This window comes from Mycobacterium neumannii (assembly GCF_048452905.1).
Lineage (GTDB): Bacteria > Actinomycetota > Actinomycetes > Mycobacteriales > Mycobacteriaceae > Mycobacterium > Mycobacterium neumannii_B.
This window is the reverse complement of record NZ_JBCGVF010000001.1, coordinates 289,841-309,770: the sequence shown is the minus strand read 5'-3', so window position 1 is coordinate 309,770 and position 19,930 is coordinate 289,841. Positions and strand designations below refer to the sequence as shown.

Genomic DNA, 19,930 nt, shown 5'->3' with positions numbered 1-19,930 from the left:
AATGTTCATCGAACTGACGCCTGAACAGAAGCAGTTGCAGGCCGAACTGCGCGAGTACTTCTCCAGTCTCATCTCTCCGGAAGAGGCCAAGGAGATGGAGAAGGATCGCCACGGCAAGGCGTACCGCACGGTCATCAAGCGGATGGGCTCGGACGGCAAGCTCGGCGTCGGCTGGCCGAAGGAATTCGGCGGGCTGGGTTTTGGGCCCATCGAGCAGTCGATCTTCGTCAACGAGGCGCAGCGGGCCGACGTGCCGCTGCCGGCCGTCACTCTGCAGACCGTCGGGCCCACGCTGCAGCAGTACGGCACCGAGGAGCAGAAGAAGAAGTTCCTGCCAGCGATCCTCGCGGGCGAGGTTCACTTCGCGATCGGCTACACCGAGCCGGAAGCCGGCACCGACCTCGCGTCGTTGCGCACCACGGCGGTGCGCCAGGGCGACGAGTACATCGTCAACGGGCAGAAGGTGTTCACCACCGGCGGGCACGACGCCGATTACATCTGGCTGGCGTGTCGCACGGACCCGGAGGCGGTGAAGCACAAGGGGATCTCGATCCTCATCGTCGACACCAAGGACCCCGGATACTCGTGGACGCCGATGATCCTGTCCGACGGCGCCCACCACACCAACGCGACGTACTACAACGACGTTCGGGTGCCGGCCGACATGCTCGTCGGCGAGGAGAACGCCGGGTGGAAGCTGATCACCACCCAGCTGAACAACGAGCGCGTGATGCTGGGACCCGCCGGCCGATTCGCCAGCCTGTATGACCACGTGCACGCGTGGGCGTCGAAACCCGGTGGCAACGGCGATATTCCGATCAACCACGACGATGTCAAGCGCTCACTCGGCGAGCTCAAGGCGATGTGGCGCATAAACGAACTGCTCAACTGGCAGGTCGCCGCGGCGGGCGAGACCATCGACGTCGCCGACGCCGCAGCCACCAAGGTGTTCGGCACCGAGCGGATTCAGTACGCCGGGCGCCTGGCCGAGGAGATCGTCGGCAAGTACGGCAACCCGGCCGAGCCGGAGACCGCCGAACTGCTGGAATGGCTCGACTCGCAGACCAAACGAAACCTGGTGATCACGTTCGGTGGAGGTGTCAACGAGGTGATGCGGGAGATGATTGCGGCAGCGGGCCTGAAGGTGCCGAGGGTTCCGCGGTGAGCGCCGACCTGAGGGCGGACATCGAGAAGATCAAGGCGGACGGCAAGAGCGAGCCGCGCACCGGCCGAGATCCGGTAAATCGGCCTATGATCCACCATTGGGTCGACGCCATCGGTGACCGGAACCCGATCTACGTGGACGAGGAAGCGGCCAAGGCCGCCGGCCACCCCGGCATCGTGGCGCCGCCGGCGATGATCCAGGTGTGGACGATGGGCGGGCTAGGTCAGGGCCGCTCGGACGACGATCCGCTGACCAAGATGATGCAACTCTTCGACGATGCCGGCTACGTTGGCGTGGTCGCCACCAATTGCGAGCAGACATACCACCGGTATCTGCGCCCGGGCGAAGAGGTCAGCGTCCACGCCGAGATCACAGACGTTGTGGGTCCGAAGCGGACAGCGCTGGGTGAGGGATTTTTCATCAACCAGCTCATCACCTGGACGGTGGCTAACGGTACCGACGGCGACGAAACCGTCGCCGAAATGGTGTGGCGCATCATGAAATTCAAGCCCGCCGAGAAGGACGCGGGCGCGCCGGTGCCCGACGACCTGGACGCGGAGATGATGATGCGGCCGGCCTCGTCCCGCGACACCAAGTTCTTCTGGGACGGCGTCAACGCTCACGAGTTGCGCATCCAGAAGCGCGACGACGGCACGCTGGTGCATCCTCCGATACCCGCGATCTGGCAGGACAAGGACCTGCCGACCGACTACGTCGTCGCCAGCGGCAAGGGCACGGTGTTCAGTTTCGTCGTGCACCACGCGCCCAAGGTGCCCGGTCGCACGTTGCCGTTCGTCATCGCCCTTGTCGAGCTCGAGGAAGGTGTGCGGATGCTGGGGCAGCTCCGAAACGTCGACCCGGCCACCGTGGAAATCGGGATGCCGGTTCGCGCAACATATATCGACTTCCCCGAGGGTGACTCCGGTCCGGCGTGGACGCTCTACGCGTGGGAGCCCGACGAGGAGGGCGCCGTAGTTGAGGAGGGCACAGCGTGAGCGCACCCGCAGTCGAAGTAGGAACAAAGCTTCCCGAGCTCGCCCTGTACGGCGACCCGACATTCATCGTGTCAACGGCCATCGCCACCCGCGACTACCAGGATGTCCATCACGACCGGGACAAGGCGCAGGCCAAGGGCAGCAAGGACATCTTCGTCAACATCCTCACCGACACCGGCCTGGTGCAGCGCTACATCACCGACTGGGCGGGCCCGACCGCGATCATCAAATCGATCTCGCTGCGGCTGGGCGTGCCTTGGTACGCCTACGACACGGTGACGTTCTCCGGTGAGGTGACCGCGATCGACGACGGGCTGATCACGTTGAAGATCGTCGGCAGCAACAGTCTCGGCGATCACGTGATCGCCACTGCGACACTCGTTATCGGAGGAAACGCCTGATGTCGAGTGGACTGTCGGGGAAGGCGGCGATCGTCGGTATCGGCGCCACCGACTTCTCGAAGAACTCCGGCCGCAGCGAACTTCGGCTCGCGTCCGAAGCGGTGCTGGACGCTCTCGACGACGCCGGGCTGACGCCTGCCGATGTCGACGGCATGGTCACCTTCACCATGGACTCCAATACCGAGGTCGCGATCGCGCGGGCGACGGGCATCGGCGAGTTGAAGTTCTTCTCGAAGATCCATCACGGAGGTGGCGCCGCCTGCGCGACCATTCAGCAAGCCGCGATCGCGGTGGCCACCGGTGTAGCCGATTGCGTTGTGGCATATCGGGCGTTCAACGAGCGATCCGGCGTCCGGTTCGGCCAGGTGCAGATGCGCCTGGTCGAGAACGCCGACTCAACCGGCGTCGACAACTCCTTCTCCTACCCGCACGGCTTGTCGACCCCCGCCGCGCAGGTCGCGATGATCGCTCGGCGCTACATGCACCAATCCGGGGCGACCAGCAGAGACTTCGGCATGATCTCGGTGGCGGACCGCAAACACGCCGCGAAGAACCCCAAGGCGTACTTCTACGAGAAGCCGATCACCATCGAGGACCACCAGAACTCGCGGTGGATCGCCGAACCCCTGCGGCTGCTCGACTGCTGCCAGGAGACCGACGGCGGCGTCGCGTTGGTCGTGACATCCGCCGAGCGGGCCAAAGACCTCAAACACCGCCCAGCGGTCATCGAGGCGGCCTCGCAGGGTTCCAGCCCGGACCAGTACTCGATGACCAGCTACTACCGACCGGAGTTGGGACTGCCCGAGATGGGGCTCGTCGGCAGGCAGTTGTGGTCGCAGTCCGGGCTCAAGCCGCAGGACATCCAGACCGCGATCCTCTACGACCACTTCACCCCGTTCACCCTGATCCAGTTGGAAGAGCTTGGATTCTGCGACAAGGGCGACGCCAAAGACTTCATCTCCGACGGGGCGATCGAGGTCGGCGGGCGGCTTCCGATCAACACCCACGGCGGCCAGCTGGGCGAAGCGTACATCCACGGCATGAACGGGATCGCCGAGGGCGTTCGCCAGCTGCGGGGGACTTCGGTCAATCCGGTTCCGAATGTCGAGCACGTCCTCGTCACCGCGGGTACCGGTGTGCCCACATCCGGGTTGATCCTCGGTTGATCGGCGTGCGGCTGGGGTCGCTCCGCCTACTACCCTCTGAGGTGTGAACTCGCCGAGGCCGCCCCAGTCGGACGACCCTGATCCGGATTTCTCTGCCGGTCAGGGCAATTGGGGCCGCCGGTTCGACGAGCCGCTGACGGTGTCTCCGCGCCAGGTGCAGCGACGGTCCAGCGGAAAGACCGTGGCCATCGGCGCCGCGGTCGTCGGTGTCGTCGTCGCCGTCGGCGCAGTGATCTTCTGGTTGACACAGCCGTCGCAGGACAACGCCCAACCTGCCCAAGCCGAGGAACCCGGGCCGACCAGCCAGCCACAGCCGACGACCAGGTCCGAGGACGATGCGCGGCTGCTGCGGCTGCTGCCGAAGGGATACCGCGCCGGCGCGTGTGAACCGACGCAGGCGCCCGAAGGTGTTCTGTCGCAGGTGAAATGCGCCCAGAACGACGACCCCGACGGCCCGGTGTCGGCGACATTCAGCCTCGTCGGAGACAGCATGGGACTCGAAAATGTCTTCAACGAGACGATCTCGGCCGCCAACAGGGTCGATTGCCCGGGCAATATCCAGTCGCCGGGGCCGTGGCGGCGCAACGCCACGCCGGACAGCGTCAGCGGACAGCTCTACTGCGGCCTCGTGGACGGTCAACCGACCGTGGTCTGGACCGACGAGGAGAGAAAGACGGTCAGCGCCGTCCGAGCGGGGCCGAATGGCCCGACCTTTCCACGGCTGTACGCATGGTGGTCATCGCACTCGTGACGACGCTGACCGTATGACCGGTTAGGCGATCCGCTTACGGAGTCGGGACCGGGGTGTAGGTGGTCGGGGTCTGCACATGATCACCCGCGGGCAGCGGGGTGCCCTGGCTTCCGGCGGGCTGCGGAACGCCCTCGGCGCCGCCTGGAGCCGGAGCGCCTGGCGCGGGCTGTGCGGGGGTGCCCTCAGCCGGTGCGATCGGCGTGCCCGCGCTGCCTTCCGGCAGCGGCGTGCCCTGGCTGCCCTCGGCGATCGGGGTGCCCTGGCTGCCCTCGGCGATCGGCGTGCCCTGGCTGCCTTCGGGTGCCTCGGCGCCCGTCGCGGCCGGTGCGGCGGTGGTGCCCTCCGGTGCGGCAGTGGTGCCCTCCGGAGCCTCGGTAGCCGGTGCTTCCGCGGGTGCGGTGCTGCCGGTGCCGTACGAGGTCGACGGCGAGGACGTGCTCGTGCTCGAGGCCGGCTTGGTCCACACCAGCAGATCCTGTCCGCCGGCGTTGTAGACCACGCTGTCGGGGGTCGCGCCGGTGACGTCGAAGTAGACCTTGCCGGACGTCTCCTGTCCCTGAGCCAACGTCGAGGGGTTCACGCCCTGCGGTGTGGCCACTTCGAACAGCGAGCGGTACGTCTGGCCGTCAGCGGCCCGGGCAACCAGATTCGCCACGATCGGCGTCACCGATCCCTGGATCGCCTGGTCTGTCGCCGTTGCCTCCCACAGCGTGCCGGTCACCGGGAAGGGGATGACGTCGCTGCTGGGCTGGAGGTTGGTGATCGTCCAGCCCTGGATGACGGCCCCGTCGACCAACTTGCCCTGGGTTCCGAGTGTCTGGGTCTGAACTGTCGGCCCGGCCGGCGGCGTCGCCTCGGGCTCGGCGGCTGCAAAAGGTGCCGCGATGAATCCCGCCGTCGCGGTTGCTGCCAACATGCTGCTGATCTTGCTGATCTTCATGATGTGCTCCTGACTCGTCCGGCAATTGGGATGGTCAACGCAGAAAACTATCAGGTCGCCAATTGTTTGGGTAATCCGGATCGGTTGAAGCAGTTCGTAATACGATCCGAACTAATCCCCGACAGCAATCGCACTTTCGTGCACGTAAGACGTATATCTCTGTGTTTGAGCAACATTCAGTGGAGTTCGGCAAACACGCTATTTCGCTGCCGAGGCGTGACGGATTCGACTCCGGGAAATTAAGCCGACCGTGGTGCTAACCGCGTGCACCTCTCGGTCAGAGGTGAGTGAAAGCGACCCGCTAGGCCGGAGTCAGTTCCACGCCTGCAAGCGCCACCGCATCGTCACGCTCGGGTGCGGTCACCGTGGCGACGAATCCGTCGCCCTCCTTCCACACGCTGGCCTTGAGCGTCTCACCGGGGAAGACCACACCGGCGAACCGTGCGCCGTAGCTTTTGACCCGCGCGGTGTCGCCGTCGAGCAGGGTATCGACCATCGCCTTGCACGTCATGCCGTAGGTGCACAACCCGTGCAGGATCGGGCGCGGAAATCCGGCCGCGGCCGCGAAGTCGGGGTCGGAGTGCAGCGGATTGCGGTCGCCACACATCCGGTACAGCAGCGCCTGCTGAGGCGATGTGCGGATCGCGATCTCGAAGTCCGGCGCGCGTTGTGGAGGCTCTGAGGAAGTCGACGGTCCACGCTCGCCCCCGAAGCCACCTTCGCCGCGCGCGAAGATGGAGCGCTTCTGGGTCCACAGCAGCGTGCCGTCGGGCGCCGTCACCGTGGTCTCCGACCAGATGACCGCGGCCTTGCCCTTGTCCCAGATGTCGGTGAAGCGTGTGACCGCGATCCCGGTACCGGACGGTGGAATCGGCCCGGGAACCGACACCGCCTCGCTGGCGTGCAGCACCTTCGAAAGCTCGATGTCGATACCCGGAAACTTCACCGTCGGCGGTTCGGTCATGTGGAAGCTCTGCGCGACATTGCCGAATGTCGGTAGCACTTGCGGAGTTTCGTCGGTCAGGTAGCGCAGCTCGCGCCTGTCCATCGGATCGGCACCGGCGCCGAGCCCGAGGTGGTAGAGCTGGATGTCGCTGCTGGTCCAGGAGAACTCGGCGGCGGGAAGCTCGGCGCCGAGCGCCTCGTCGAGATTGATCGGCATGCGTTAACTCTTTCCGGCGATGTGGAGTGCTGCAAGGTAACCGAACGTCATCGCCGGGCCGATGGTCCCGCCCGGACCGGGGTAGGTGTGACCCATCACCGGCGCACTGACGTTGCCCGCAGCATAGAGGCCCTCGATTACCGAGCCGTCGTCACGCAGAGCACGGCCCTGCACGTCGGTGACCACACCGCCCTTGGTGCCGAGGTCGCCGGGCACCATCTTGGCCGCGTAGTACGGCGGATGCGTGATCTCGCCGAGGTTGGGATTGGGTTTGTTGGTTGGATCGCCGTAGTACCGGTCGTATGCGCTTTCGCCACGCCTGAAGTCCTCGTCCACGCCCGAGCGTGCGAAGCCGTTGAAGCGCTCGACTGTGGCCTTGAACGCATCCACCGGCAGCCCGGTCTTATCGGCCAGCTCCTCGAGCGTATCCGCCGTGACGATCACGCCCGATTCCAGCCACTTCTTCGGAATCCGCTGTCCCGGTTGCAAACCGGCGAAGATGTAGCGGTCGCGGTACTGCTGGTCGAACACCAGCCAGGCGGGGATGTTCTCGCCGGGCCCAGGACCCTGGCCGTACTGTCCGCCGTACATGTGGTGACACGCCTCAACATAGGGCATCGACTCGTTCATGAACCGCTTGCCGGCCATGTTGACGATAATCGAACCCGGCGAATTGCGTTCCGACAGTGCGAACCACGGGGCGCCGACCAGCGGTACCGTCGGCCCCCACCAGGCGTCTTCCATGACATCGAGTGCCGCGCCCAACTTCTCGGCGGCGATGATGCCGTCACCGGTGTTGGCCTTGGCGCCGACCGTCCATTCGGTGGTGATCGGCGCGCGCTGGTACTTGACCCGCATCTGCTCGTTGTGTTCAAAGCCGCCCGAGCCCAGGATGACGCCGCGGCGGGCCCGGATCAGTTCGGGCTCACCGGATTCCGGTGCGCTGGTATCACGTACGAAGATGCCACGTACAACACCGTCCTCGACATACAGGTCGGTCAACGCGGTGTTCAGCCGCACTGGCACACCCGCCTCTCGAAGGCCGATGCGCAGCGGCGCGATCAACGCGCGACCCATCCCGACCAGGTTCTTGCCGGTGGCCTTGGCCCACATCGTGCGCGCGCCGACCTTGAGGCTGCGCAGCACACCGCGGGGGTGCCGCTTGAGCTGGTTGAGCCGGACGTAATCCTGCTGCATGACAACCACGTTCAGCGGGACCTTGCCATAGGGCGGCTCCAGCCCGGCAAGGTCTGGACCCAGCTTCTTCGCGTCGAAGGGCTTCGGCTCGACGGAACGACCCGTCGGCTTACCGCCCGGTGCCTCGGGGTAGTAGTCGGAGTAGCCGGGCACCCAGCACAGCTTGAGCGGTGAGTGCTTGATCACGAAGGACAGCATCTCCGGGCCGCGATCGAGATAGGTGTCGATCTTCTCGGCGGGTACGACGTCGCCGATGATGTGGTGCAGGTACGTGCGTGCGGCGTCCGAGGTGTCCTTGACGCCGTCGCGCTTGAGCACCTCGTTGTTGGGAATCCAGACGCCACCACCGGACCGCGCAGTGGAACCACCGTAGTGCGGAGCCTTCTCGACGACTACTGTGGAAAGTCCCTGGTGGGCTGCGGTGAGCGCGGCGACCATACCGGCTGCGCCGCTCCCCACCACGACGACGTCGTACTCCTGACCAGTCATGTAGAACACGTTATAGAATTGCCCGGCCGACCCACAACCGCGCCGGTCAACAGAACAAGGGGACTTCATAAGGATGCTCAGTGATCAGGTGCGGCAGGAGCTCGCCGCCGATCTCGCCCAGGCCGAGCGCAGCAAGGTTCCCATCGCGCCGTTGACCGACGGCCACCCCGATATCGATGTCGTCGATGCCTACGAGATCCAGCTGATCAACATCCGGCAACGGGTCGCCGAAGGCGCCACGGTCATCGGCCACAAGGTCGGGCTGTCGTCGAAGGCCATGCAGCAGATGATGAACGTCGACGAACCCGACTACGGACACCTACTCGACGACATGGCTGTCTACGAGGACCGGCCGGTGAAGTCGGCGGACTACCTCTATCCCCGCGTCGAGGTGGAGGTTGGATTCATTCTGGCCGACGATCTGCCGGGTGAAGGGTGCACCGAAGACGACGTCCTGGCGGCGACGGCCGCGTTCGCACCCGCCATCGAGTTGATCGACACCCGCATCACGGATTGGAAGATCAAACTCTGCGACACGATCGCCGACAACGCATCTTCGGCGGGTTGGGTGCTCGGCGAGAACCGGGTATCGCCGAAGGACATCGACATCACCGCGATTGATGCCGTGCTCACCCGCAACGGCGAGGTGGTGGCCAAGGGCCGCAGTGATGCGGTGCTGGGTAACCCGGTGACCGCGGTGGCGTGGCTGGCGCGCAAGGTCGACAGCTTCGGCGTCCGCCTCAAGGCCGGTGACATCGTGTTGCCGGGCTCGTGCACCAAGGCGTTCGACGCCACCCCTGGCGCCGAGTACGTCGCCGACTTCACCGGGCTGGGCTCGGTACACCTGAGTTTCGAATAATCGAGGAGCTAGTTATGCCGGACAAGGCATCGGTCGCAATCGTGGGATCGGGCAACATCAGCACCGATCTGCTGTACAAACTGCTGCGTTCGGAGTGGCTGGAACCACGCTGGATGATCGGCATCGACCCGGAGAGCGAGGGCCTGGCCCGCGCCCGCAAGCTGGGGCTGGAGACCTCGCACGAAGGGGTGGACTGGCTGCTGGCGCAAAGCGAGAAGCCCGACATGGTCTTCGAGGCCACCAGCGCCTACGTGCACCGCGACGCCGCGCCGAAGTACGCCGACGCCGGTATCCGCGCGATCGACCTGACGCCTGCGGCGATCGGGCCGGGCGTGATCCCGCCCGCCAACCTGCGCGAGCACCTCGACGCACCCAACGTCAACATGGTCACCTGCGGCGGACAGGCGACCATTCCGATCGTGTACGCGGTCAGCCGTGCAGTGGAGGTGCCCTACGCCGAGATCGTGGCGTCGGTGTCGTCGGCGTCGGCCGGTCCCGGAACGCGCGCCAACATCGACGAGTTCACGAAGACCACCAGTGCCGGTGTGCAGAACATCGGTGGCGCCCAGCGCGGCAAGGCGATCATCATCCTCAACCCCGCCGAGCCGCCGATGATCATGCGCGACACCATCTTCTGCGCGATCCCCGAAGACGCCGACCACGACGCGGTCACGCAGTCGATCCGCGACGTCGTCGCCGAGGTGCAGACCTATGTGCCCGGCTACCGGCTGCTCAACGATCCGCAGTTCGACGAACCGTCGGTGGTCAACGGCGGCAACCACGTCGTCACCACGTTCATCGAAGTGGAGGGTGCGGGCGACTATTTGCCGCCCTACGCTGGAAATCTGGACATCATGACCGCGGCGGCGGCCAAGGTGGGCGAGGAGATCGCGAAGGAGTCCCTCGCCGCGACGGCAGGAGGCCAAGCATGAGTGTCACCGACGACATCTACTTCAACCCGATCTGGGACGTCCGGATGACGGACACGTCGCTGCGTGACGGCAGCCACCACAAGCGGCACCAGTTCACCAAGGACGAAGTGCACGCGATCGTCGCGGCGCTGGACGCCGCCGGTGTGCCGGTCATCGAGGTGACCCACGGCGACGGTCTCGGCGGGTCGAGCTTCAACTACGGGTTCTCCAAGACCCCCGAGCAGGAGCTGATCAAGCTGGCCGCCGAAACGGCAAAGGAATCCAAGATCGCCTTCCTGATGCTGCCCGGCGTGGGCACCAAGGAGGACATCAAAGAGGCGCAGAACAACGGCGGCTCGATCTGCCGGATCGCCACCCACTGCACCGAGGCCGACGTGTCGATCCAGCACTTCGGGCTGGCCCGCGAACTCGGCCTGGAGACCGTCGGCTTCCTGATGATGAGCCACACCATTCCGCCAGAGAAGCTCGCCAAGCAGGCGCGGATCATGGCCGACGCCGGCTGCCAGTGCGTCTACGTCGTCGACTCTGCCGGCGCGCTCGTGCTCGAGGGCGTCCGTGACCGGGTCGCGGCGCTGGTGGCCGAGTTGGGCGACGATGCGCAGGTGGGCTTCCACGGCCACGAGAACCTCGGGCTCGGCGTCGCGAACTCGATCGAAGCCGTGCGCGCGGGCGCCAAGCAGATCGACGGGTCGTGCCGCCGGTTCGGCGCGGGTGCGGGCAATGCGCCGGTGGAGGCGCTGATCGGGGTGTTCGACAAGATCGGCGTCAAGACCGGAATCGACTTCTTCGACATCGCCGACGCGGCAGAAGAGGTCGTCGCCCCCGCGATGCCGGCCGAGTGCCTGCTGGACCGCAACGCGCTGATCATGGGCTACTCGGGGGTGTACTCCAGCTTCCTCAAGCACGCGATCCGGCAGTCCGAGCGTTACGGTGTTCCCGCCCACAAGCTGCTGCACCGTGCGGGCCAGCGCAAGCTGATCGGCGGCCAGGAGGACCAGCTGATCGACATCGCGCTGGAGATCAAACGCGAACAGGACAACGCCAAGACCCCCTAGCGACGGCTAGACGCCTTGGCTGCGCCGCTTTCTCGCCAGCCACACTGCGATCAGAACGGCGGCTGCGGCCAGGACGCCGTACTGGTAGCGCGACGTCCAGGTGGATACAGTCTCCCAGTTGTCGCCCAATTTGTAGCCGGCCATCACGAGCAGGCTGTTCCATGCTGCGCTGCCCGCCGTCGTGAGTGCGAGGAATCGGACGAACGGCATGCAGTAGATCCCTGCGGGAACCGAGACGAGGCTTCGTACGACCGGAATCATGCGTCCGAACAGCACCGCCCACGATCCGTGACGGCGGAACCACGCCTCGCTTTTCGTCAGATCGTCGTCGGAGAAGAACGGCAGTCGTGCGGCCAACCGGTGGACCCGGTCGCGCCCGAGGCGCGCGCCGAGCAGATAGAGCACGACGGCGCCCACCACGGAACCCGCCGTGGTTCCGGCGATGGCTTCCCACAGCGACATCTCACCGCGGGCGGCGGACAGGCCCGCCAGCGGCAGGATGATCTCGCTCGGCAGCGGAGGAAAGACGTTCTCCACGGCGATGACTGCGCCTGCACCGACGCCACCGAGACGGTCCATCAACTGCACCGCCCATGCCGCCACACCTCCGACGCTGGGACCCGCATCCGCGACCACGGTCAAGGTGCCGTCCATGGTTCGACGGTAGATGACGCCGGCTGGCACCCCAGTTGGCGCGAACGTGGGTTACCCGCACGTCCAATCGCTATTTGGTGTGCTGGTAACCCACGTTCGGCCATGACTGCGAGGCGACCAGGTGACCCGTGCCGAGTCCTACGACGCAGCGCGCGGGGCGCCGATACCTGGGTCGATCTTCGCCGGCTTACCCGCGGTCGGGGCGATGGGAATGTCGAAGATCGCCGTCGGCAGGTACACCGTCGCACAGGAGTTCGGGATATCGACCACTCCAGAGAACCGTCCCTCGATGGGCGCTGCGCCGAGCAACAAATAAGCCTGTTCCGGGCTGTAGCCGAAGTTGGTCAGGTAGTCGATCACGTGTAGACAGGCCCGCTGGTATGCGAGCTGCGAATCCAGGTACTGTTGTGCCGCAACCGTATTCGCAGCGGTACCTGTACGAGACCATCGTCATACCCTTCCCGCGAGTGGCGCGCGCGGGCATGGACAGGCAAAGATTTGCGGTTCTACGCGCACGTCAGTCGCATACCCCTTAAGTCTTGCTGTAACCCTGCTCACATGTCGGTGCGAAACTGTCGCACCCGCAAGGCACGATGAAGCGGTGAGCAACCGCGCGCAGGCCCAGGAGATTCTCGAGCAGCTGGCCAGTCCGCAGGCCGTGCTGCGCGACGACCAGTGGAGTGCGATCGAAGCGCTGGTCGTGCACCGTCGGCGCGCGCTCGTCGTGCAGCGCACGGGCTGGGGTAAATCCGCGGTCTATTTCATCGCCGCCAAACTGCTGCGCGCCGGAGGGCACGGCCCGACGGTGATCGTGTCGCCGCTGCTGGCGCTGATGCGCAACCAGGTCGCCGCTGCCGAGCGGGCTGGTGTCCACGCGGCGACCATCAACTCGAGCAACGTCGCCGAGTGGGCCGAGATCCATCAGCGGGTGCGGAGCGGAGAACTCGACGTGCTGCTCGTCAGCCCAGAGCGGTTAAACAATCCCGACTTTCGCGACGCGGTGTTGCCCGCACTGGCGCACGACGCCGGTCTGGTGGTCGTCGACGAGGCACACTGCGTGTCCGACTGGGGCCACGACTTTCGGCCCGACTACCGGCGGATCCGCACTTTGATCGCCGAACTCGGCGCCGATATCCCGGTGCTGGCAACCACCGCCACCGCCAACGACCGGGTGGTCGACGACGTCGCAGCCCAGTTGGGCGTCGGCGGCGGCGACACTTTGGTGCTGCGGGGCGGACTGGACCGCGAGTCGTTGCGGCTGTCGGTAGTCAAGGCCGGCAACCCTGCGCAACGCGCGGCTTGGCTTGCTGCACACCTGGATTCGTTTCCCGGCTCGGGGATCGTGTATACGTTGACCGTCGCGCAGGCGCACGACTTCGCGGCGTTGCTGCGTGAAGGAGGCCATGCGGTTGCGGCCTACACCGGCTCGACCGAAGCCGCCGAGCGCGAACAACTCGAGGCCGACCTGCTGGCCAATCGGGTCAAGGCGTTGATCGCGACTTCGGCGCTCGGTATGGGCTTCGATAAACCCGACCTCGGATTCGTTGTGCACCTCGGTGCGCCGTCCTCGCCGATCGCGTACTACCAGCAAGTTGGCCGCGCCGGCCGGTCGACGGCCAGCGCCGAAGTGATCTTGTTGCCGGGCCGCGAGGATCAGGATGTCTGGCGTTACTTCTCGTCGGTGGCGTTCCCATCGGAAGCGATGGTGCGCAATGTGATTCGTGTTCTTGACCCTGAGCGCCCGCAGTCGACGGCTGCGTTGGAGCCGATGGTCGATCTCAATCGGACGCGGTTGGAGATGGTGCTGAAGGTGCTCGACGTCGACGGTGCGGTTCGGCGGGTGAAGGGCGGCTGGATCGGCACGGGTCAGGAGTGGGTGTACGACGAGGCCCGCTACCGCAAGCTCGACGAGGCGCGCAAACGTGAGCAGCAGGCGATGCTCGACTACCAAGCGACCGGCCGCTGCCGGATGGCCTTCCTGCGCGCTCAGCTCGACGACCCCGGACTGGCCGAGGGGGAGCGGTGCCGCCGTTGCGACAACTGCACGGGTTCGCGCTATGACGCCACCGTCGATGGCGCCGCCGTGGAGGACACCCGAACGCGGCTCATGCGGCCCGGCGTCGAACTGACACCGCGCAAGCAGTGGCCGTCGGGGCTGAGCGTTCTCGGGTTGGACCTCAAAGGCAAAATCACCGACGGTCCAGAACCCGGCCGCGCGATCGGAAGGCTGACCGATCTCGGCTGGGGCGCGCGGCTGCGGCGGGTGCTCGACGAACCGGATGCGGAGGCGTCCGACGACGTGGTGCGGGCCGCCGTGCAGGTGTTGGCGGCGTGGGATTGGAAGAACCGCCCGACCGCGGTGGCGGCGCTCGACTCCGAGACGCATCCGCTGTTGATCACGTCGCTGGCCCGGGCACTCGCCCGGCTCGGCCGGCTGACCGACCTCGGTGTGCTCCGCTATGCGCCCGGGCGCAGGCCGGTGACCGCGGCGAACTCGGCCTACCGCGTGGCCGCACTGAACGGCGCGTGGGAAATCCCGGAGCTGTCGACGGCGGCGGGACCGGTGTTGCTCGTCGACGACGTCACCGACACGGGGTGGACGCTCACTATGGCCTCGCGGGTGGTCAGATCGGCCGGGGCGCCCGAGGTGCTGCCGTTCGCGCTGGCCAGCGTGAGCTGACGGCTCCTACTCGCACGACCACCGACTCAATTGGCGGCCGCGAGTGCTTTAACAGGTTGATTCCACGTACCAGCTGCGTGCGATCAACGCGTTAGAGAGGGCTGGGCTTGCTGACACCCGAAACGCCGTCTGTACTGGCGCTGTTTAGCCCGCCCCCCGGGCCGGTTACGCATTACGGAGCGGCCACCGTGTCGCAGACCAAAGGAGTGATTCGATGAACCTGTCCGCAACGACCGTTCGACGCGGCCTGTACGGAATGTTCGCCGGCGGCCTGCTTGCTTTCGGTTCCGCCGCGATTGTGGCACCGGTTGCCAATGCGCAGCCGGCTCCGGCGCCGACGCAGGACAACACCTGCAGCGTGAGCGCGATTGCCAACACCTCGAGCACGGTGTCGGCATCGACCAGCACCTATCTCGCCTCGAACCCCGAGGCCAACGAGGCGTTGACGGAGATCGCCACGAAGCCGCAGGATCAGGCCACGCAGGACTTCCGCGCCTACTTCGCGCAGAACCCGCAGGTCGAGTCCGAGCTGAAGGCCATCAACCAGCCCGTCACGGAGGTCTCGAACCAGTGTGGTGTCGATGTGACTCCGACGCCGATCTCGGCCGCGTTGAGTGACGCGTAACCCAAACAACCCGCTGTGGCGCCGGCTCCCAGCCGGCGCCACAAGCGTGTTCGGGTACCGCTACGACATGTAGATCAAGTCAAGTTTCGCCGGGTCCGCCCGGCACCGCCTCGAACAACTGCGTGAGCAACGAACAACTGCGTAGGCAACAGCCGCCCTGCCGTTGGACAGGGCGGCTGCTGTGTGGAGCCTGTGGCGTTACCGGTAGGCGATGAACACACCGTTCTCCAGGAAGACGCCGAATGCGTTGGCCTCGGCGTTCCATTCCACCTTCAGCGGTTGTAGGTCCGGGAAGTCCGGCCGCAGTTCGAGCGGCGGCAGCCAGACATCCGGGATGTTGAGACGTGCCGGGTCATCCCAGTGTCCCGGCGGAACGCCATAGAACGGGTTCGGAACCACGCCTATCGTGGGGTCCTTTTTCACCTGTCCGGGCGGGCCGAACGGGTTGTGCCCAGGCGGATCGCCCGGCGCCCAATTCGAGATGACCGGCCCGGGCGGATTCGGCGGACCTGGGATTTTCGGCCCCGGGTCTGCCTGCGCGAGCCCGCTACCCAGTGCGAATGCCGATAAGCCCAGCGCACCCGCCATTGCTGTTGTGGCCGCAAACTTCTTGATCTCCACGTTGAACTCCTTGATCGTGGTGGCGCCGACGGTGCGGCGTCACATCGACTTGTTGTTCACCGCCCCGTTCGCTACTCGACGTTGCGGTTTGAAGACCCCCTGACGCGATTCCGGTTACCCCTGAACCGCTCGGGCAAAACGCACCGAACAAGATTTTAGGTTTGCTGCGCTAAGTGATGTCGCGGCGCTTGACCCCGCCCAACTGTTCGGTCACCGCATCGGCCGTCGCGACCAATGCTCGCGCCCGCTCGGTGATCTCGTTGTCGGTCAATGCCTTTCCGATGTGCATCGAGACCACCATGATCTGTCGCTGGTAGTGGTCGTACACCGGTGCAGAGATCACGCTGATGTCATGGCGTTTGCGGCCGGTGTCGCTCTCGTCGCGCAGGTAAACCCGTTCGCCGATGTCGGAGACCAGTTCACCAAGCAGGGCGCGCAACTCGTCAGGCAACTGCGCCGACATCCCGGCCATCAACGAATACAACCGCCGCCCGCCGGGCGTCAGCCGCTCGACCAGGTAACCGTCCGCGCGGCATTCGGCGATCACCCGGTGTAACCGCTCGGTGTCCGTGCGCAGAGGCGTTCGCGTCAACACCGTCGGCTCCTTGGCCAACCAGTCGCGCTGCGCCTCCTCGTCCCAGAGCACGAACATCAAGCCGACCGGCGGTGCGAACGGATAGCTCTGCCCGACCTCGACACCGGCACTGACGCCCGACGGGGATACGAGGTCGAGCACCGTGATGCGGTCGTCGACCACCGCCGACAGGGCTGCCGTGACGCCGAAGCGAGAGGACAGCCGGCGCAGTTCCTCGCGGGCGGCGGGGCTCACCCGCAACGCCTCTTGGGCCCGGTGCCCGAGCGTGATCAGCGACGGGCCCAGCCGGTACGTCTTGTCGCTCGGATCGCGCACCAAATACCCCGCATCGGCGAGCGTACTGACCAGCCCTAGGCAGGTCGGCTTGCTCAAGCCGGTGCGCCGAGCCAACTCTGAGACGCCGAACCGCTGGCCGGGGTGGTTGGCCAGGAAGTCGAGCACCCGCACCACGCGCTCGGTCGGCGGCGACGCACGACCGGAGGTTTCGGCTGAGCTCACGCGCCCAGGCTACTTTCCGTTCCATATTTGGACCACAGCGGTCGGTATATTGACTAGTGCTAGAACGCGTTCTAGTTTCGCAGTGTGTACTCTCAGCCGCTTATCGACGCAATCGCCGAAGCCGAGCACCTCGTGGCCACCGCGCCGTTCATCGAATCGGAAGCCGACCTGCTCGAGGGTCTGCAGTACCTCGCCGGATGCGTCGCAGCCTGCACCCACCTGGCGTTCGACTACGATCGCGACCATCCGTTCATGCAGTCCGGGACGGGGCCGTTCACGAAGATGGGCCTCGACAATCCGGACGCCCTCTACTTCGGCACCCGCGTGCAGGCCGGCCGCGAGTACGTCGTCACCGGTAAGCGAGGCACCACGACCGACCTCGCCTTCCAGATGCTCGGCGGGGAGTACACCGACGACAACGTCCCTGACAGCCAAGCCGCGTTCGACGACCGCGAACTCGATGTCGCCGAGGACGGCACCTACGAATGGCGGTTCACCCCGAAAAGCCCGTCGCAGTTGGTGGTCCGCGAGGTCTACAACGACTGGTCGGCGCAGCGCGGCTACATCAGCATCACGCGGACCGACACCGCAGGCACGGCCCCGCCGCCGCTGAGCAAGGCGACCATCGAGAAGCGCTATGCCGTTGCCGGCAAGCAACTTGTCCAGCGGGTCAAGACGTGGCTGCAATTCCCGCAGTGGTTCTACAACACGTTGCCGGTGAACACGATGGTGGCGCCGCGGCTCACCCCGGGCGGCCTGGCCACGCAGTACTCGTCGGTCGGCCACTTCGACCTGGCGCCGAACCAGGCCATGATCATCACGCTGCCGGTCAGCGAAGCTCCGTATCTCGGATTCCAGCTCGGCAGCCTCTGGTACATCTCGCTGGACTACATCAATCACCAGACATCGCTGAACGGCACTCAGGCACAAGCCGATCCGGACGATCAGATTCGCATCGTGGTCTCCGACGCCAACCCCGGCGTTACGAACTGGTGCGAGACGCTCGGCCACCGCAAGGGATATCTGCAGTTCCGGTGGCAGCGATTGTCACGCGCGCTGACCGAGGCGGACGGTCCGACGGTCGAGGTCCTCGACGTGGACAAGGTCGCCGACGCGCTGCCGTACTACGACAGCAACAAGATCTCCGACGACGACTGGCGTGCCAGGATCGCGTTGCGACAACAGCAGATTCAGAACAGGATGGTGGGCTGACCATGGCCGGGATGCTCGATGGAAAAGTCGTCGTCATCAGCGGCGTCGGACCCGCGCTAGGCACGACGCTCGCGCGCCGGTGCGCCCGGGAAGGCGCCGACCTCGTGATGGCCGCCCGCACGGTCGAACGGCTGGAGGACGTCGCCAAACAGGTGACCGATCTGGGCAGGCGGGCGCTGTCGGTGGGTACCGACATCACCGACGACGCGCAAGTGAACAATCTCGTCGACGAGACGATGAAGGCGTACGGCAAGGTCGACGTGCTCATCAACAACGCGTTTCGGGTGCCGTCGATGAAACCGTTGGCCAACACCACTTTCGAGCACATGCGTGATGCGATCGAGTTGACCGTCTTCGGTGCTCTGCGGCTGATTCAGGGGTTCACCCCTGCGCTGGCGGCATCCAACGGATCCGTCGTCAACGTGAACTCCATGGTGGTGCGTCACTCGCAGGCCAAGTACGGCGCCTACAAGATGGCCAAGTCGGCGCTGCTGGCGATGTCGCAGTCGTTGGCCACCGAACTCGGCGAGCAGGGTATCCGGGTGAACTCCATTCTGCCGGGCTACATCTGGGGCGGGACGTTGGAAAGCTACTTCAACCATCAGGCCGGCAAGTACGGCACCACGGTCGACGAGATCTACAAGGCGACCGCGGCCGCATCCGATCTCAAACGGCTGCCCACCGAGGACGAGGTGGCCTCGGCGATCCTCTTCATGGCCAGCGACCTGTCGAGTGGAATCACCGGCCAGGCACTGGATGTCAACTGTGGGGAGTACAAGGCGTGAGCCCACGCACGGACGTCGGTACGGTCGAGGATCTGCACGCTTCGGCGACCAAGGCCTGCGGCCTCGACGACTTCGGCAGCGATGACGACAACTACCGCGAAGCACTCGGGGTGCTGCTCGAATCCTACCGCCGCGACGCGGATCTCACCGAGTTCGGCAGCAAGATGCAACGGTTCTTCGTGCGCAACGCGCTGGTCGCCCGGCTCGTGTCGGAAGCGGCGTGGAAACAGCACCCGCAGCACGCCGACGTCGCGATCGAGAGGCCGATCTTCGTGACGGGTCTGCCCCGCACCGGCACCACAGCCATCCACCGACTCTTGGCCGCCGACCCGCGGCACCAGGGTCTCGAACTGTGGCTGGCGGAATACCCGCAGCCTCGGCCGCCGCGCGAAACTTGGCCCGAAAACCCGGTTTTCGCCCAACTCGACGCCCAGTTCAGCAAGGCCCACGCGGAGAACCCGGACTACACCGGGCTGCATTACATGACCGCCGACGAGGTCGAGGAATGCTGGCAGCTGCTCCGCCAGTCGCTGCATTCGGTGTCCTACGAGACGCTGGCCCACCTCCCGACATACTCACAATGGCTGGCCAAACAGGACTGGACGAAGCCCTATCGGCGGCACCGCAAGAACCTTCAGTTGATCGGTCTCAACGAACCCGAAAAGCGGTGGGTCCTGAAGAACCCGAGTCACCTGTTCGCGCTCGATGCGCTGTTCAAGACGTATCCGGACGCGCTGGTCATCCAGTGTCACCGGCCGCCGGAGACGATCATGGCCTCGATGTGCTCGCTGGCCCAACACACCACCGAGGGCTGGTCCACCACGTTCGTCGGGGAGACGATCGGACGCGATTCGCTGGAGACCTGGTCGCGGGGACTGGAACTGTTCAACGCCGAACGGGCCAAGCACGATCCGGCTCAGTTCTACGATCTCGACTACTTCGAGCTGATCAAGGATCCCGTCGGCGCTGTGGCCGACATCTACCGTGCGTTCGGAATTGAATTCACCGACGCGGCGCGTGACGCGGCGACCGCGACTCACGAAGAGACCAAGAAGGGCCCACGGGCGCCCAAGCACACCTACTCACTGGCCGATTACGGCCTGACCGACGACGAGGTCAAGGAGCGCTTCAGGGGGCTGTGATTTCGC

At 65.6% G+C, this 19,930-nt stretch carries 19 protein-coding genes and 1 pseudogene; 13 read left to right on the top strand and 7 right to left on the bottom strand.

What is annotated here, in order from left to right:
- Nucleotide 1 precedes the first annotated feature (1 nt).
- Genes fadE29 through AAHH99_RS01390 form a run of 5 tightly spaced genes read left to right on the top strand, consistent with a single transcriptional unit; the run spans nucleotide 2 to nucleotide 4,478 of the window.
- The gene (gene fadE29, locus AAHH99_RS01410) at nucleotides 2-1,165 is read left to right on the top strand and encodes an acyl-CoA dehydrogenase FadE29 (RefSeq protein ID WP_064419329.1); all 1,164 of its coding nucleotides are present in this window, start codon (nucleotides 2-4) and stop codon (nucleotides 1,163-1,165) included.
- Nucleotides 1,162-2,160, top strand: coding sequence for a bifunctional MaoC family dehydratase N-terminal/OB-fold nucleic acid binding domain-containing protein (locus AAHH99_RS01405; RefSeq protein ID WP_418767074.1), 999 nt, complete (start codon nucleotides 1,162-1,164; stop codon nucleotides 2,158-2,160). The genes fadE29 and AAHH99_RS01405 overlap by 4 nt, the downstream gene beginning before the upstream one ends.
- Entirely contained in the window at nucleotides 2,157-2,561 is a 405-nt protein-coding gene (locus AAHH99_RS01400; protein WP_418767073.1) for a MaoC family dehydratase, read from the top strand. Before AAHH99_RS01405 ends, AAHH99_RS01400 begins: the two co-directional genes overlap by 4 nt.
- Nucleotides 2,561-3,727, top strand: a complete 1,167-nt coding sequence (locus AAHH99_RS01395; RefSeq protein ID WP_418767072.1) for a lipid-transfer protein — start codon at nucleotides 2,561-2,563, stop codon at nucleotides 3,725-3,727. The genes AAHH99_RS01400 and AAHH99_RS01395 overlap by 1 nt, the downstream gene beginning before the upstream one ends.
- A 43-nt stretch (nucleotides 3,728-3,770) precedes the next feature.
- Entirely contained in the window at nucleotides 3,771-4,478 is a 708-nt protein-coding gene (locus tag AAHH99_RS01390; protein WP_418767071.1) for a hypothetical protein, read from the top strand.
- 34 nt (nucleotides 4,479-4,512) lie between these two features.
- Here AAHH99_RS01390 and AAHH99_RS01385 read toward each other — a convergent pair whose 3' ends face one another.
- From AAHH99_RS01385 to kstD, 3 genes are all read right to left on the bottom strand, one after another.
- Complete coding sequence (locus AAHH99_RS01385; protein WP_418767070.1) at nucleotides 4,513-5,418, bottom strand: MPT63 family protein; 906 nt, start codon at nucleotides 5,416-5,418, stop codon at nucleotides 4,513-4,515.
- A 301-nt stretch (nucleotides 5,419-5,719) separates the two neighbouring features.
- Nucleotides 5,720-6,580: a MaoC/PaaZ C-terminal domain-containing protein gene (locus AAHH99_RS01380; RefSeq protein WP_418767069.1), complete on the bottom strand. Its 861-nt coding sequence runs from the start codon at nucleotides 6,578-6,580 to the stop codon at nucleotides 5,720-5,722.
- A gap of 3 nt (nucleotides 6,581-6,583) precedes the next feature.
- Nucleotides 6,584-8,266: a 3-oxosteroid 1-dehydrogenase gene (kstD, locus tag AAHH99_RS01375; RefSeq protein WP_418767068.1), complete on the bottom strand. Its 1,683-nt coding sequence runs from the start codon at nucleotides 8,264-8,266 to the stop codon at nucleotides 6,584-6,586.
- Between the two features lie 73 nt (nucleotides 8,267-8,339).
- On the opposite strand from kstD, the gene AAHH99_RS01370 reads away from it, so the two are divergent.
- From AAHH99_RS01370 to dmpG, 3 genes are read left to right on the top strand one after another with little or no spacing between them, the layout of a single operon-like run.
- Nucleotides 8,340-9,125 (top strand): 2-keto-4-pentenoate hydratase, encoded by a 786-nt coding sequence (locus tag AAHH99_RS01370; protein ID WP_418767067.1) that lies wholly within the window; start codon nucleotides 8,340-8,342, stop codon nucleotides 9,123-9,125.
- Nucleotides 9,126-9,139: 14 nt separating this feature from the next.
- Entirely contained in the window at nucleotides 9,140-10,057 is a 918-nt protein-coding gene (locus tag AAHH99_RS01365) for an acetaldehyde dehydrogenase (acetylating) (RefSeq protein ID WP_418767066.1), read from the top strand.
- Nucleotides 10,054-11,112, top strand: a complete 1,059-nt coding sequence (gene dmpG / locus AAHH99_RS01360) for a 4-hydroxy-2-oxovalerate aldolase (protein ID WP_418767065.1) — start codon at nucleotides 10,054-10,056, stop codon at nucleotides 11,110-11,112. Before AAHH99_RS01365 ends, dmpG begins: the two co-directional genes overlap by 4 nt.
- Before the next feature lie 6 nt (nucleotides 11,113-11,118).
- Here the strand turns inward: dmpG and AAHH99_RS01355 are convergent, their stop codons facing one another.
- Both AAHH99_RS01355 and AAHH99_RS01350 read right to left on the bottom strand, forming a co-directional pair.
- Nucleotides 11,119-11,766 carry a DedA family protein gene (locus tag AAHH99_RS01355; RefSeq protein WP_418767064.1) on the bottom strand — a complete coding sequence of 216 codons (648 nt, stop codon included), beginning with the start codon at nucleotides 11,764-11,766 and terminating at the stop codon, nucleotides 11,119-11,121.
- A 138-nt stretch (nucleotides 11,767-11,904) separates the two neighbouring features.
- Nucleotides 11,905-12,192 (bottom strand): annotated as a pseudogene (locus tag AAHH99_RS01350) (acetamidase/formamidase family protein); the annotation flags it as partial.
- A 175-nt stretch (nucleotides 12,193-12,367) separates the two neighbouring features.
- Between AAHH99_RS01350 and AAHH99_RS01345 the strand changes: the two are divergent.
- A complete protein-coding gene (locus AAHH99_RS01345; protein ID WP_418767063.1) occupies nucleotides 12,368-14,446 on the top strand; it encodes a RecQ family ATP-dependent DNA helicase in 2,079 nt (692 codons plus the stop codon).
- 214 nt (nucleotides 14,447-14,660) lie between these two features.
- Nucleotides 14,661-15,071: a hemophore-related protein gene (locus AAHH99_RS01340; RefSeq protein ID WP_418767062.1), complete on the top strand. Its 411-nt coding sequence runs from the start codon at nucleotides 14,661-14,663 to the stop codon at nucleotides 15,069-15,071.
- Nucleotides 15,072-15,269: 198 nt separating this feature from the next.
- Here the strand turns inward: AAHH99_RS01340 and AAHH99_RS01335 are convergent, their stop codons facing one another.
- The gene (locus AAHH99_RS01335; RefSeq protein WP_418767061.1) at nucleotides 15,270-15,692 is read right to left on the bottom strand and encodes a hypothetical protein; all 423 of its coding nucleotides are present in this window, start codon (nucleotides 15,690-15,692) and stop codon (nucleotides 15,270-15,272) included.
- Nucleotides 15,693-15,861: 169 nt separating this feature from the next.
- Nucleotides 15,862-16,785, bottom strand: coding sequence for an IclR family transcriptional regulator (locus AAHH99_RS01330; RefSeq protein ID WP_418767060.1), 924 nt, complete (start codon nucleotides 16,783-16,785; stop codon nucleotides 15,862-15,864).
- Nucleotides 16,786-16,869: 84 nt separating this feature from the next.
- Here AAHH99_RS01330 and AAHH99_RS01325 point away from each other — a divergent pair, with 84 nt between their 5' ends.
- The 3 genes from AAHH99_RS01325 to AAHH99_RS01315 are packed head-to-tail and all read left to right on the top strand — an operon-like array spanning nucleotide 16,870 to nucleotide 19,924.
- Nucleotides 16,870-17,997, top strand: coding sequence for a hypothetical protein (locus AAHH99_RS01325; protein ID WP_418767059.1), 1,128 nt, complete (start codon nucleotides 16,870-16,872; stop codon nucleotides 17,995-17,997).
- Between the two features lie 2 nt (nucleotides 17,998-17,999).
- Nucleotides 18,000-18,782 carry an SDR family oxidoreductase gene (locus AAHH99_RS01320; protein WP_418767058.1) on the top strand — a complete coding sequence of 261 codons (783 nt, stop codon included), beginning with the start codon at nucleotides 18,000-18,002 and terminating at the stop codon, nucleotides 18,780-18,782.
- Nucleotides 18,779-19,924 carry a sulfotransferase family protein gene (locus AAHH99_RS01315; RefSeq protein WP_418767057.1) on the top strand — a complete coding sequence of 382 codons (1,146 nt, stop codon included), beginning with the start codon at nucleotides 18,779-18,781 and terminating at the stop codon, nucleotides 19,922-19,924. Before AAHH99_RS01320 ends, AAHH99_RS01315 begins: the two co-directional genes overlap by 4 nt.
- Nucleotides 19,925-19,930: the final 6 nt, after the last annotated feature.